The 14,911-nt window shown below is 43.6% G+C and carries 11 protein-coding genes; 7 read left to right on the forward strand and 4 right to left on the reverse strand.

The features are described from left to right. Positions 1-377 precede the first annotated feature (377 nt). Positions 378-3,620 carry a PAS domain S-box protein gene (locus tag G1O98_RS17040; RefSeq protein WP_163929887.1) on the forward strand — a complete coding sequence of 1,081 codons (3,243 nt, stop codon included), beginning with the start codon at positions 378-380 and terminating at the stop codon, positions 3,618-3,620. Between the two features lie 70 nt (positions 3,621-3,690). After that, positions 3,691-3,882, forward strand: coding sequence for a biliverdin-producing heme oxygenase (locus G1O98_RS17045; RefSeq protein ID WP_228058390.1), 192 nt, complete (start codon positions 3,691-3,693; stop codon positions 3,880-3,882). 31 nt (positions 3,883-3,913) lie between these two features. Here the strand turns inward: G1O98_RS17045 and G1O98_RS17050 are convergent, their stop codons facing one another. Next, positions 3,914-4,138 carry a hypothetical protein gene (locus tag G1O98_RS17050; RefSeq protein WP_163929888.1) on the reverse strand — a complete coding sequence of 75 codons (225 nt, stop codon included), beginning with the start codon at positions 4,136-4,138 and terminating at the stop codon, positions 3,914-3,916. Between the two features lie 119 nt (positions 4,139-4,257). Between G1O98_RS17050 and G1O98_RS17055 the strand changes: the two genes are divergently transcribed. From G1O98_RS17055 to G1O98_RS17070, 4 genes are all read left to right on the forward strand, one after another. Further along, positions 4,258-5,226 carry a DUF1822 family protein gene (locus G1O98_RS17055; protein ID WP_163929889.1) on the forward strand — a complete coding sequence of 323 codons (969 nt, stop codon included), beginning with the start codon at positions 4,258-4,260 and terminating at the stop codon, positions 5,224-5,226. Between the two features lie 183 nt (positions 5,227-5,409). Then, a complete protein-coding gene (locus tag G1O98_RS17060) occupies positions 5,410-7,746 on the forward strand; it encodes a CHASE2 domain-containing protein (protein ID WP_163929890.1) in 2,337 nt (778 codons plus the stop codon). Between the two features lie 65 nt (positions 7,747-7,811). Beyond that, a complete protein-coding gene (locus tag G1O98_RS17065) occupies positions 7,812-8,648 on the forward strand; it encodes a DUF928 domain-containing protein (RefSeq protein WP_163929891.1) in 837 nt (278 codons plus the stop codon). Positions 8,649-9,301: 653 nt separating this feature from the next. After that, positions 9,302-9,820: a hypothetical protein gene (locus tag G1O98_RS17070; protein ID WP_163929892.1), complete on the forward strand. Its 519-nt coding sequence runs from the start codon at positions 9,302-9,304 to the stop codon at positions 9,818-9,820. 595 nt (positions 9,821-10,415) lie between these two features. On the opposite strand, the gene G1O98_RS17075 is transcribed toward G1O98_RS17070, so the two are convergent. The 3 genes from G1O98_RS17075 to G1O98_RS17085 all read right to left on the reverse strand — a co-directional run bounded on the left by G1O98_RS17075 (position 10,416) and on the right by G1O98_RS17085 (position 12,514). After that, positions 10,416-11,552 (reverse strand): AI-2E family transporter, encoded by a 1,137-nt coding sequence (locus tag G1O98_RS17075; protein ID WP_163929893.1) that lies wholly within the window; start codon positions 11,550-11,552, stop codon positions 10,416-10,418. Positions 11,553-11,642: 90 nt separating this feature from the next. Further along, entirely contained in the window at positions 11,643-11,834 is a 192-nt protein-coding gene (locus G1O98_RS17080) for a hypothetical protein (protein WP_163929894.1), read from the reverse strand. 119 nt (positions 11,835-11,953) lie between these two features. Beyond that, a complete protein-coding gene (locus G1O98_RS17085; RefSeq protein ID WP_163929897.1) occupies positions 11,954-12,514 on the reverse strand; it encodes a Uma2 family endonuclease in 561 nt (186 codons plus the stop codon). A gap of 460 nt (positions 12,515-12,974) precedes the next feature. Here G1O98_RS17085 and G1O98_RS17090 point away from each other — a divergent pair, with 460 nt between their 5' ends. Continuing rightward, positions 12,975-14,777: a ShlB/FhaC/HecB family hemolysin secretion/activation protein gene (locus G1O98_RS17090; protein WP_163929895.1), complete on the forward strand. Its 1,803-nt coding sequence runs from the start codon at positions 12,975-12,977 to the stop codon at positions 14,775-14,777. Positions 14,778-14,911 lie beyond the last annotated feature (134 nt).

Genomic DNA, 14,911 nt, shown 5'->3' on the forward strand with positions numbered 1-14,911 from the left:
TCGGTTGAGGATCTCGCCCTATGAAAGCTCGACCTGCTCCATATTTTTTTTGAGCTGCTTGTACAAATCAGGGCGCAAGGCGGCAAGCAGAAGGTTTTCAGTAGTCATATTTATGTTTAAGTTTGTTTCTTACCTATTGTTGATCCTCCTAACTTTCACAATAAATAATGCAGCAACGTCCGTTACACTATCCGGCGTTGGATATCATCGAATATGTTTTGGTTAAAGGGGAAAAAGAGTGGAAGGCTCGATATATAAGGTTTTTCCCCTTTAACCCTTTCCCTTTCCCCAAAACCCGACAAGTATTGGTAGGGTGGTCCAAACCAATATGGCGGTAAGCAATTTTGGGTAGAAATTCGCTACTATAGTTATTTATTATGGAGCAAATGCGTTTGTGTGAAGCAGATCCTCCTTTAAAATCGCAAAGCTTCCCAGCCGTGAACACTCAGGAAGATGGCGATGCAGCATCGCCATCTGAAGAAGCCTTTTTCTTTGAGCGATCGCTCGATCTGCTGTCAGTCATTGGCCTGGATGGCTACTTTAAACGGATCAACCCTGTCTTTACCCAAACCCTCGGTTACTCAGAAGCCGAATTCTTAGCCAGTCCTTTTCTGGACTTCGTGCATCCAGATGACCACTCTGCCACACTGCGAGAAATGGAGAAGTTGAATACGGGAGTACCAACGCTCTATTTCGAGAATCGTTACCGGACGAAGGATGGCAGCTACCGATGGCTGGCATGGACAGCATCACCGCAGATTGACCGAGGAGTGATGTACTGCGTTGCCCGTGACATGACCCAGCAAAAAGAGACGGAAGCTGCCCTACAACACGCTAACCAAGAACTAGAACAGCGCGTTGCCGAACGAACTGCCCAGTTAGAGCAGGTAAATGCAGCGCTGCGGGAGAGCGAAGAGCGCAACCAGTTGGCAATGGAAGTTGCCTGGATGTTTACTTTTGAGTGGCAGCCAAACCTCGATGTGGTGAAGCGATCGCCTCAATCTGCTTCCATCCTGGGGTTAAGGTCGTCATCGGCACAACAGGACACAGGTACCAGTTATTTTCAACAAGTCCATCCTGATGATCGCGATCGCTTTTTGGCAGGCTTACAGGCACTTGCACCTGAGAACAGTACTTACAAAATCACCTATCGATTCGTGCGCCCGGATGGTCAAATCGTTATCTTGGAGGAAAGCGGACGCGCGCTGTTTGATCAGCAGGGTCAGTTAACCCGATTAATTGGGATGACAGCAGATGTCACAGAACGTCAGCAACTGGAAGCCGAATTAGAGGAAAGTCGGGCAACCTTGCACAGACAACTGGCTGAAATTGAAACCATCTACCAGTCTGCTCCGATCGGGTTAAACGTTCTCGATACCGATCTGCGCTTTGTGCGGATTAACCAGCGATTGGCAGAAATCAATGGATTTTCCATAGAGGAACACATTGGGCGAACCATTCGAGAGTTGCTACCTGACATCGCAGATACTGCCGAAGAGTTGCTGCGCCCGATCTTAGAAACGGGAGAACCACTACTAAACGTCGAAATTCGGGGGGAAACTCCAGCACAACCAGGAGTACAGCGTGTCTGGCTAGAAAGCTTCTTGCCGTTAAAGGATGGCGATCGCGTAATTGGCATTAATACCGTTTGTGAAGATATCACCGAACAGATTCAAGTCGAGGAAGCTTTACGCCAGAGTGAAGAACGATTCCGCAGTATGGCAGACAATGCACCTGTAATGGTTTGGGTCACGGATGCCACCGGATACTGCACCTACCTCAGCCAAAGCTGGTACGAATTCACAGGGCAAACCGAAGCAACTGGACTGGGTTTTGGTTGGCTGGATGCGTTGCATCCAGAGGATTGTGCATTTGCTAAAGAAACATTTGTCAGCTCTAATAGTCGTCACGAAGCCTTTCGGGCAGAATACCGTTTACGCCGTCAGGACGGGGAGTATCGGTGGGCCATCGATGCAGCAAGCCCCTGGTTTGGGGCGGATCGTCAGTATAAGGGCTACATCGGTTCAGTTATTGACATCACCGATCGCAAACAGGCAGAGGAAGCTCTGCGAGAGAATGAAGACCGTTTGCGTATGGCAATCACCTCTGCCCAATTGGGAACCTGGGATTGGAATCTCATTACCGGAGAATTAAAATGGGATACAGGCTGCAAAGCCATGTTTGGGCTATCGCCCGATGGTGAGAGTAGCATTGAGTTATTTTTTGAGGGCTTACATCCCGATGACCGCGATCGCCTTCAGGAAATTATTCAAGCGGCGCTCAATCCAGTATTAGGTGGCTTTTATGACACTGAGTATCGGACGATCGGCATTGAGGATAAAGTTGAACGTTGGCTTAGGGCAAAAGGCCAAGCCTACTATGATGCAAAGGGAAAACCACTCCGCTTCAGTGGTACGGTATTGAATATTACGGAGCAAAAAGAAGCCGAAGCCCAACGGGAACAGTTACTTCGACAAGAGCAAGCGGCACGGGAAGCAGCAGAACGTGCCAACCGCATGAAAGATGAATTTCTTGCTGTTCTCTCCCACGAACTACGAACACCGCTTAACCCGATTTTGGGCTGGGCAAAACTACTACAATCACCCCTTGTCAGTTCCGACAAACTCCAGCAGGGGTTAAGCGCGATCGAGCGCAATGCCAAGCAACAGGCGCAACTGGTTGAGGATCTCCTTGATATCTCTCGGATTATTCGTGGCAAACTCACCCTTAGCTTTGGAGCTATCGATTTATCTGAGCCGATCGCGGCGGCTTTAGAAACCGTTCGTTTAGCCGCAGAAGCAAAAGCGATTCAGTTTGAGGTGTTGCTTGAACCATCGGTAGGGCAGGTCAGAGGGGATGCAGACAGGCTACAACAGGTGGTCTGGAATTTACTGTCGAATGCGATTAAATTCAACTCTACAAGGGGACAGGTGACGGTGCAACTCACCTCTGTCGATCGCTATGCTCAAATTCAGGTTAGTGATACCGGAAAGGGCATCCAACCCGAATTTTTGCCCCATGTATTTGAGTTATTCCAACAGCAAGACAGTTCTACGACTCGTTCTTTTGGCGGATTGGGCTTAGGGCTGGCGATCGCTCGTCAGGTGGTCGAAGCGCATGGCGGCACCATTACGGCTGTAAGTGCCGGCGAAGGGCTTGGGGCAACCTTTACGGTGCAGTTGCCATTAATGCCTGTACCAAGTCCCGATGCTCCTGATTACCTCAACAATCAAACGCTGAATTTAGAGAATCTGCGAGCGATAGTGGTAGATGATGAGGCAGATTCTCTAGAACTGGTTAAGGTTGTACTGGAGCAAGAAGGTGCGATCGTGCGGACAGTCTCCTCTGCTACCGAAGCCCTGCGGTTACTGACCCAAGCTCAATTCGATCTGCTCATCAGCGATATTGGGATGCCAGAAATGGACGGCTACACCTTCATTCGTCAGATTCGCGCTTTACCGCCTCAATTCAACCGGGATATTCCAGCGATCGGACTGACCGCCTATGCAGGTGAAACGAATCGACAGAAAATCCTCGTTGCCGGATTTCAAGCGCATCTGGCAAAACCGCTCTACCCGCAATGCCTGCTGGATGCGATCGCAACGGTTATCATCCCATGACAACTTATCCTGCATCTGATTCGGTGAATCAAACTGTAAATATTTTTAGCAATAAGGGTTTACTCGCTACATGGGAGATTTATCGGGTGGGCAAGCATTGAAAAATATTGCGCGATCGGCAATGGATTTACCAAGCGATCGCGGTACTGCAATGCATGAATTTGAACAGATTCCTACCCCGGAAGCTAGACGGGAATTTAAAGAGCAGTACCGTCAAGCATTGAATTTTCTAATTCTAATTCACATGGAAATCCCCAAGTAGTTGTTGATGAGATGCAGATGCTGTACAGTCATTAATTCTTGCTTGCGTATTTGACCGCAAGTGGCAGAGGTCTTTTTAGCCTAGAATGCCAATGTACTTGTAAATGTGGCAGCAAGTCATGAAATACCCGCTCAAAAAGCTCTGCTGGAAAACTGAGAAACCTTTGTGACAATACTTGTTGTGAAACTTTGACTGCTTTTCCCCACAACAATTCCTGTTGTTCCAACATCCGAGTCAGTTCTTGCAGCGATCGCATTTTCCCCAATTCCCAATCCCTAATTAAATTTTTCTAATAATCATTCTCTATTTTGTGGCATAAATTTAGTGAATGCGGATGATATGTACATAGCAGCATTGATCACTAAAGATTGATTTATGAATAACTCCACCTATCAGCTAGACGATTTCGCTTTAACATTACCGATTCCCCAATTAGCTCGGATCACTGCCCAGGAATTTGCTAACCAACAGCCAAATTCGGAAAAAGCAGAGCAAGTTCGGCTGAATACGCTAGCTGTGTGGGTGGTAAATGACTACTTGGAAATGATGGATATTCCTACCAACCTCCAAGCTAGCGATAGCTGGAACCCCATCATGCGCCTCTGTGGAAATGTTGCTGACTTAGAATTGCCCTCAGTTGGTCGTCTAGAGTGTCGCCCTGTCCATCAACATCAACAGATATGTTCCATTCCCCCAGAAACCTGGGAAGAACGGGTGGGTTATTTAGTAGTTCAATTTGATGAATTACTCCAAGAAGCAAGGCTGCTTGGTTTTATTGCTAGTGTCACAACTGAAACACTGCCTTTAAAACAACTACAACCATTGGAAGCGTTTATCGACCACTTGGGAGAATTGCGTCAATCTCCAGTTAGTTCACTCGTGAATTTGAGTCAATGGTTTACTGGTATATTTGAGGCAGGTTGGCAAACTATCGAATCTTTGTGGAACTTGCCGGAACTCAGACCAGTTTATGCCTTTCGTAGTACCGAAACTTTAGAACTCAATGCCCTCAATCAACCAGAATCAATTACTAAACGGGCAAAACTAATTGATTTAGGTATCCAAATTCTTAACCAACCCGTTATGTTGATTGTGGAAATCAGCCCAGAAAAAGATCAACAAACCAGTATTCATCTGCAATTGCACGCCACTGGGAATCAAATCTACTTACCACCCGGAGTTCATCTCACCGTTCTAGATAGTTCGGGAGCAGTATTTTTAGATGCTCAATCGAGAAAATCAGACAACTATATTCAGTTACAGTTTCGTGGTGAACCTACAGAACAATTTAGTGTTAGGGTAGCCATTAATGATACTAGCATTACTGAGCATTTTCGGATTTAAAACATCCAGTTATTTTCCCTCTTTGTCGGTAACTTATTAAGTGCTAATTGGTTAATTAAAAATTAAAAATTAAAAATTCAAGCCAGTTTTGGAGATTTTGAAAAAAGTCTGCAAAAGCGTGTGGAGCTTGTTATGAGACATTAGAACAGGGGATGATTCTGCACAGAGGGTATAGTGACGGTCATGGGTAAGTTAGTGGTTCTGAAATTCGGAGAAGGTAGTTTTGAACAGGGATTTGCTGTCACCCTCCAAATTGGTGAAGAACATGAGCGGGCGGCAACAGAAATCACGGGGAAACTACCTTCATTTCCCGAAATGCCGCTTTATTATAGTCATTGGCAGTCTAGTTATCGGCAGATAGGCAATCGTTATCGTCTCCATGCTGACAAAATGCAGGTGACGAATGTCTCGATGATTCAAGACTGCGAAAACACTTCCCGTATCTTACGGGCCCGCTTTAATACCTGGTTGCGAGCAGAAGAATTTCGCCCTTTAAGGGAAAAATGGTTAGAAAGATTGTCGTCCGAAGAAGAAGTACGAGTAATTTTGCAAACAGAAAATAGCCAATTGCAGCTATTGCCTTGGCATCTGTGGGAGTTGTTAGAACGCTACCCCAAGGCTGAAATCGCTCTTTCTTCACCATCCTACGATCGCATTCACAAGCCACGCACAAAAAATCCATTAGTCAATATTTTGGCAATTGTGGGCAATAGTCAGGGGATTGATACTGAGGCCGATCAAGCTTTACTCCAACAATGTGATAACGCAGAAGTCTGCTTTTTGGTCGAACCACAACGTAAAGAATTAACCGAGCATCTTTGGGGAAAAAACTGGGATATTCTCTTCTTTGCTGGGCACAGTTCCAGTAACAAAAATGGAGAAAGTGGACGAATTTACCTGAATAAGACTGATAGTCTGACCATTGGCGAATTAAAATATGCTCTGAAGAAAGCCATTGAGAACGGCTTGCAACTAGCTATCTTCAATTCCTGTGATGGATTAGGATTAGCGCGAGAATTGGCTGATTTGCAAATTCCTCAAATAATCGTCATGCGTGAACCAGTCCCAGACCAGGTTGCGAAGGAATTTTTAAAGTATTTTCTCCAAGGCTTTGCTGGTGGCGAGTCTTTATATCAAGCGGTACGCCAAGCACGGGAACGATTGCAAGGACTTGAGGATCGATTTCCCTGTGCAACTTGGCTACCAATGATTTGCCAAAATCCAGCGCAGATACCACCCATCTGGGATGAATTAAGGTCTATAACAAAACCTAAAGATACCCCGAATTTAGTTTTGTCTACCAAACGCAGATTAGCAACAACTTTGTTATCCAGTTTGGCGATTACAGGTTTGGTTTTTGGGGTGAGATGTGTAGGATGGCTAGAAAGTGTAGAAATTCCCGCTTTTGACCAGATGATGCGATCGCGCCCTGCGGAGCCACAAGATTCGCGTCTGCTGGTAATTGCAATTGATGATGACGATCTGGCAATTCAAAGACAGAATAATGAGTCCTTGATTGGAGCTTCCATTTCCGAAAAATCTCTTAACAAAGTATTGGCAAAACTGAATAAATATCAACCCCGCGCGATCGGCTTGGATATTTACCGTGATTTTCAAGCCAAACAACCAGATTTAATCACTCGTCTTCAAAAAACTCAAAATTTGGTTGGCGTATGTAAAGGAAGTGATAGCACAGCAAACATCACTGGTATTAAGCCAGCACCAGAAATCCCCCCAACAAATCTGGGATTCAGTGACTTTATTCACGATTCTGATGGAGTTATCCGTCGCCATCTCCTGTTCATGAACCAGGAACCGACATCGTTGTGTCCTGCTACCTTTGCATTCAGTCTACAACTAGCTTCCTTGTATCTGCGTCCTTCAGGAATTCAACCAAAGTTCACCCCTGAAGGGAATTTGCAACTCGGTAAAACTATTTTTCCGAATCTGAAGTCTCGCACTGGCGGCTATCACGATATTGATGCTAATGGTGGTCAAATCTTACTTAACTACCGTTCTCCAAAACAGATAGTCCAACAGGTGAAACTAACCCAATTTTTAGCTAGTCCAATTAATCCCAGTGCTATTAAAGACAAGATTGTTTTGATTGGTGTGACAGCAAGGGGGGATTCTCCAGACACTTGGCCTACACCATACGGGGCTCCTTTAGATGAGCAAATGCCAGGAGTGTTAGTACAAGCCCACATGATTAGCCAGCTCCTCAGTGCTGTGCAGGATGGGCGGCCATTACTGTGGGTTTGGTCGCTGTGGGCTGAGGTGGCCTGGATTTGGGTTTGGTCTTTGGTAGGAGGAGTTTTGGCTTGGCGAAAGTTTTCCTTACCTTGGTTGGCATTGGCAGTTAGCATTATCTCTGGTGTTCTCTATATAGTTTGCTTTGGTCTTTTAATTTCGGGTGTATGGGTGCCATTTATCCCGTCCATTTTGTCGCTAGTAGCCACGGTTAGCCTGCTGTCAATTTATAATTCAGCAACAAAAGTGCAGGTAGAGAATGGGCAATAGGGAAAGATTTTTTTGATTAAATTTTTGGATATCTACCAGGCTTACATAGTTCAAGAAGGGTTTTTATGAAGTCAAATTCACAACCGATAAAACTGTTTTTAGTAGTAGCTTTTAGCTGTACCAATTTATTAGTTAGCCTGACTCCAGTACTGGCGAAACCAAACGTCGGTTCTTCAACTAGCGATGCCTACGGCGGTCTACGCCTACGCTCTGAAGCTAAAACAAGCCATACTAAATCCACAACCTTTAATCAACCTGCAATTCCATCTGGGCCTCCTCCTGGAGGCCGCGTTCGTGGTGGAGCGAAGCGCAACCTAAATGGATGCCAAATTACTAAACATGACCTGACTGCTTTAGTGTCCTTTACTCAGGAAGCTAACTCAGTAATCAATGTCTGGGGAAAGACAACGCTAGAACACCCAAGTTGGTTTTTCTATGTGCCATATACTAAAGATTTTCCTTATGCAGTTGAATTTGTGCTGCAAGATCAAGACTCTAACGAGATTTATAAAAAACCGATCGTTCTACCAGAGAAAGCAGGAGTCATCGACGTTTCTCTACCTACCACTTCTCCTGGCTTGGCACTAAACAAACAATATCGCTGGTTTTTCACTATTAGCTGTGACCAAGAAAAGAATGCTCCCCCGACTTACGTCGAAGGGGTAATACAAAGAGTCGAACTCAATCCCGCCGTAGTTAAAGAGCTAGAAACGACAGAACTTTTGAAGCGCTATGCTATCTATGCCCAAAACGGGATATGGTACGACGCACTTACCACACTGGCTCAACTGCGCCAGAAAAATCCTAAAGATGCAAAATTACAAGCAGAGTGGCAGAATTTGTTAGGCAGCATCCGTTTAGATGATATTGCAGCAGAACCGATTTTTTCAGAGCAACCTTAGGGGTTGTTTAAAAAGTAGTATGTTGTGATTTTAATTGAATTATTACCCCCCTTAATCCCCCTTATAAAGGCAGGGTTGTTTCATTCTCCTAAAAGCCGCTAATTTACAAGCATTTCAAGCAAAAAAATTAGGCGACTAAAAAACCTGATTGGGCAAGAAAATGGTGTTCGCACTGAAATCTACTGATTGAGGTGGTAGTGTTTGTTTGTCCCACTAAAGCAAATTTCTAGCTTATACTCTTGACAAAATCCCTAAGAGATTAAATGAAGCAGCCCTGCTTTTTAAGAGGGATTTAGGGGGAAGGAGATATCTAATTTTATTGTTATTTTTTCTTTCCCTAAAGTAACAAAAGAGGGATAAGAAATTTTTTATTTTTATGGTTATTTATTAGCGTAGATGATAATTAACGAAATGTTAGCAATTAATAGAATCTTCTCAAAATATAATTTTTCAAAAATTAGAGAAATTTACTGATGTTGTTGAACTCTTAATAAGGTGAAGCTAAAAGCAAACATCAAAAATAATTTATGACTCGAATAGGATGTTCTACTCCAACCCCATCTAAAGGAAGGATAGGTAGGGTTAATTTTTAACAGCAGGGAAGCAGGGATGCTCTCTTATGCTTATTGTTCAAGTAAAGATAGGTTTTAGAAATGAAAGGCGATCAAATTGCTGTAAGTTGTATAACTGTACTCACCCTAACCCTAATGAGCTGCGGAGGAAAAGTCAAAGTTGAATCACGCGCTAATTCTGGCATGCATATTTCTGCGTCAGGTAGCCTTGATATTTCATCAAAAAAAGAAGGTGCAGAAGCAGAATGCCGACAAATCGAGAAGCTGGCAACAAATTCAAGCTCCGATGCACAGATTCTTGGCATGTTCCTTCCCAAATCAGAAATGAATCCGCACATAGATCGAAAAATTGCTGAGATTAGACAACATCTTGATCAACTTCAATCAGTGAGTATTAGCGATGTTACCGTCGTTTCACTTCGCTCAGAATATGTTTCAATGATGCAGTCCGCACTTCAGCCCGTTGAAGCTTGGTCAGCAAGTAAGGTTGATACCCAGCGTCAGCAAATTAGTAAAGCTTTCAGCACTCAAATATCAAAAGCAATTAATTTCCGTATTATGCGGATGTTTATAGGGAAATGCCAGCTTGGGGATGGGTGAGGAGCGTTCCGTTAGGTTGCCGGAGGCATCACCCCCATCACCCCATCCTTTCACCTTCACCCAATCACCTGACCTCATTCATCACTGGAGTGGGCTTAATTTTGCGATTTAAGCAGCCTTGAGTGTTTGGCTAATGTTTGACCTTGAAGATGCTGTAGGGGATTGAGGGAGAGGTAACAGTGGCAACAGTGGACAAGTTGAATTAATAAATTAAGCCAAAGGGTAATTATTTAGTCACGCACGCACCTTATTTATATATACTGTTTGATTCACCTTGGCTCACAGTATTTAAAATACCTGGCATGAAACGTTGCTTTTTGAAATTAATTGACTTCATGAATGATTTTCGGGCGAGTTCAGTCAGTTTCCCTATCGCTAGTTAATTTTATTGTTATTTTTTCTTTCCCTAAAGTAACAAAAGAGGGATAAGTAGTTAGCCATAATTCAACATCAAATAAAATCCTAGTTGGTAGTGAGTGATTTATCGCTCACTACCAACTAGGATTACTAGGACTAAATTACTAAAAACTTTAATTGATTTCCGTCTAGCTACTTGCCTTTATCCAAAATCAAAAATTGATTAATCTTCTTTTTGTCAAATATCATCATCAATCCCTTTCTCCCGATTAACATCAGGACTATCTGCTGTCCAATAGTCCTCTACTTCAGGAGATTCAGAAACTATCACAAACTCAGTCTCTTTTCTATGGTTATTTCCCCATTCATCTAAAACATCTTTAATTAACACTTCTTGCAACCAAATCTTAGCTACAACAGTTAGGGGTAGTGCTAGAAATAATCCTAAAAAGCCAAAGAAAGTTACAAAAAATAGTTGGGCAATTAAGGTTATGGCAGGCAGCAATGAGACTTGATGTGCCATCACCACAGGCGTAATGAAATTGCTCTCAACCTGTTGAATGATAAAGTAGAGAATCAAGACAGCGATCGCTTTCCAAGGCTCATCTAAGAAAGCGATCGCCATTGCTGGGATTACGCTCATTGTTGGGCCCAGGTTGGGAATCAAGTTAAAAAATCCCGCTAAAACCGCTAAAGCTAGTGCTGCCTTGACATGCAAAATTGATAAGCCAATGAGACTCATCAGCCCTACTACAAAGATGGCAATGAAAGCGCCTGTAATCCATCCCTCCAAAGAGACTTCACATTTATCTAAAATCCCATCTACCCGTCGCCGATAAAATGAAGGGAAAAGCCGGACAAATACTTTGCGGTAGGCTAAAGGATCGGCTAACATCATTCCTGTTAAAACCAACACCAGCAAAATCTTAAGAACGACTTCTAAAGAGCCAGATACAAAGGCGAAGGAATTTCCCAGCACCCGATTGACGACTGGTTGTGCTTGTTGAATGAGGCTGTTGATATCTGGAATGTAGGGAACTAACTCATTAGGAATGCGAGTTCTCAAGGCATCAAGCCAAGTATTAAAGCGCCCAAACCCTTTAGGAACCTGATAGGTTAGTTCTTGAAACTGCTGTGCAAATGGTGGGACAATAAGCCAGAAAAAACCCACAATGCCTGCGAAAAAGATCGCTACTGCCAGGAGAACGGCGAATCCACGCTTCATCCCAAAGCGTTGGAAGCGTTTTGCTAGTCGATTCAAGGTCGTGGCTAACACAACTGCGGCAAACATGAGCAAAAGCACTTCCCGGATTTGCCACAGGATGTATAAAGAAAGAACTATGGCGATTAAGCCGATCCATTGACCGAGGTTCACAGGCTAACTCCCAACGGTTGGCGAGATGCAATTTTGTTGTAATTCAGCTAGGTTAACTGATTTTAGTCACTTGTGCGTAGATCGTTTGAGTTAATTTTGTTTCTGTGCTTGAAATCGCCACAGTAGTGCGATCGCTATAATCACAATCGGCAACAATACTATAATTAGCGCGTTGGTTCCTGTCGCCGGAATTGATAGACTTGGCCCCACATACTTAATTAATACTGATAACAAAGCCGACAGTAAAAGCAGTTTCAGAACAAATCCTAGTTGATTTCTCATAAAAGTACGGCATAAAATTTTTTGTGGTACATACGAGTTTGCGCTGTACGGTTCAGTTTCTACAATAAACCTACAGATACAATCCTTTCCAACTTTCTTTAGGAAATGCGTTCGCTTTTTTACGTCAAACTCAACCAGCCAAAAATTTGTTCTACAGTTAGTTCCAACTCGATACCCTCTAGGATGGGTAATTTATCTGCACCTTCGTATAATTCCACTCTCTGTCCAGGAAACACCCCCAGCACACTTTCGTCTTCGGGGTTGATTAACCAGCCTAATTCATTACCATTGCGCGAACAATGCAATAATTTACTCAACACTTTTTTTAACTTTTGGTCTGGGGAAAGAATCTCAATTGCCCAGTCGGGATGAATTTCAAAACGATTAGCAATTCTGCCAGATGGAGTTTTAGGAATTCTATCCCAACGAAACACAGACACATCAGGGACGATAGAAGCACCACCAAAGGTACAGCGTAGTTCTGAAAAAGCTATAGCAATTTTCTGCCTTTTAGCTATATCGTTAATTGTTTCGCAAAGAGTCACCTGAAGTAAACTATGTTCACCTTGAGGCATTGGTTTTTGAATAACTTTCCCGTTGATAAAGTCTGATGCTGGCTCAGTTTCTGACAGTTTGAGGAACTCGTCTAAAGTTAGTTGGGGTTGAGTTGCGATCGCCATCAGCAAATAGCGTAGAGGGGATGGTTTAATTATGTGCCTTAGCGATCGCCTAGAGTATTGATTCACTAAATTAAATTGTCTCTTCGCTTGATCAGTCTTGACAAAAAGCAGTATTTACGCTGATGATAGCTGTAAAAAAATACAGCCATGATAAATAGTGGTACATCGCTCGTTACACCAAAGTATCGGGGATAAACTGAATTTAAAGAAAGAATCATTGAAGAAAAATTCAGAAGTTAGATTCAGGAGCGAAGCTGGAGACGTTTCCGTTACTCCGGTCAAATCGAGACCACTAAATCTTCTATTTAGCACGGGTCTTAAACCTCTCTATTCAGAGGATGGCGGACTTGCTACTGCTTCTTTGGTCAGAATAAACAACTGAATTCTGACCAAAGAAGATATTCGGCTCCACTCCTGACTCCTGAATTCTTATTTAGTAAATTTAAGGAGAAGGGTGTCAGTGAAACAAGTCGTTACAGAGAACTCTATTATTAGTTCAGTATTTTCTACACAACAAATATTAAACAAGCCTGTAAGTATTATCTCTGGACTACGACCTCTGGCATTCGGCTTTGTTTTAGCAGCAGTATTATCTAATTATCAGCAGGTCATTGCCCAAACTCCGAATCCTGAAACCTTACCACCCGGTCGGTTAGAAGAAGTTCCAGTCACTCCCTTACCCACTGATGTATTGCCAAAGCCAACAGATAACAATCAATTGGTTCCTTTGCCCAAAATACCAGATGAGTCAATTCCAAGTCAGGATAACTCGAATGCGAAATTTCGGGTAGATCGGATTGAAGTTGTAGGTAGTACAGTTTTCAAACCAGAGCAATTTGCCGCGATTACCAATCCCTTTGTCGGCAAAGAAGTGACATTTGCAGAATTATTGCAAATCAAAGATGCGATCGCCAAGCTTTATATTAATAACGGTTATGTAACCACAGGAGCATTGATTACACCGCAGACACTAGAAGCCGGAACAGTAAAGATTCAGGTAATCGAAGGCAGTCTGCAAGAAATCAAAATCATTGGTAACAGACGATTAGGTAGTAAATACATTCGTGATCGCATTCAACTAGGTGCTGGCAAACCCCTAAACGTACCACGCCTCCTAGAAAAACTCCAACTACTCCGCCTCGATCCACGCATCCAAAACCTCTCAGCCGAATTACAAACAGGCGTGCATCCGGGAAGCAATGTATTGCAAGTTGAGGTTGAAGAAGCAGACACTTTTAAACTGACAGCCAGCCTAGATAATGGGCGATCGCCTAGTGTGGGTAGTTTTCGTCGGGGAGTGGATCTGCAAGAAGCCAATTTATTAGGTTTGGGCGATACTCTGAGTGTGGGATACGCCAATACTGATGGCAGTAATAGCATTAATGCCAATTACACACTACCGATTAATGCCCACAATGGCACTATCTCCTTTGGCTTTAGCCAGGGATGGAACCACGTTATTGAAAAACCATTCAGTGTCCTTGATATCCAGTCAGATTCCCAATCTTATGAATTAGGATATCGCCAACCACTGGTACAAAAACCAACCCAAGAGTTGGCAGTCGGGGTGTCATTCTCGCGTCAATCAAGCCAAACTGAGTTGGGTATTGATAATATTGGGCCGTTTCGCCTCTCCCCAGGTGCAGATGAGAACGGAAAAACGAATATTTCGGCTTTGCGCTTTTTTCAAGAATATACCCAGCGAAGTAACCAGTATGTGTTTGCGGCGCGATCGCAATTGAGTTTTGGGGTAGATTGGTTCGATGCCAATGTCAGTGAGAATCAACCAGATAGCCGCTTTTTCGCGTGGCGGGGACAGACACAGTGGGTACGACAATTAGCACCAGACACATTATTTTTAGTTAGGGGCGATTTCCAATTAGCGGCAGATTCCTTAGTGCCTTTAGAGCAATTTGGTCTTGGGGGACAGCTAAGTGTCCGGGGCTATCGTCAAGACGCATTACTTACAGATAATGGTCTGTTGTTTTCGGCAGAATTTCGAGTTCCCATTGCCCGCGCGAATAACATTGGCGGGGTACTGCAACTGACACCCTTCATTGATGTGGGTAAAGGCTGGAACGTCAACGGCGAAAATCCATCGCCCAGTAACCTTGTTAGTACTGGGTTGGGGCTGTTGTGGAAACAGGGTGATGACTTATCGGCTCGCCTAGATTGGGGCATTCCTCTAATCTCAGTGGATGGTGAAAAGCGATCGCTCCAAGAAAATGGCTTGTACTTCTCACTGCGCTATTCGCCATTTTGAGGCGATCGCTTCAAAATTATATTATTTGGAGCATTTTAAAATATAAGGTATAAATAAACGTGAGTTCGACGGAATTAAAAAATGGCAGGAGGTAGAGCAGGCAAATCTTTTGGGTAAATGTCAATGGAAGGTTT

This window comes from Nostoc sp. UIC 10630, assembly GCF_010747425.1.
Lineage (GTDB): Bacteria > Cyanobacteriota > Cyanobacteriia > Cyanobacteriales > Nostocaceae > Nostoc.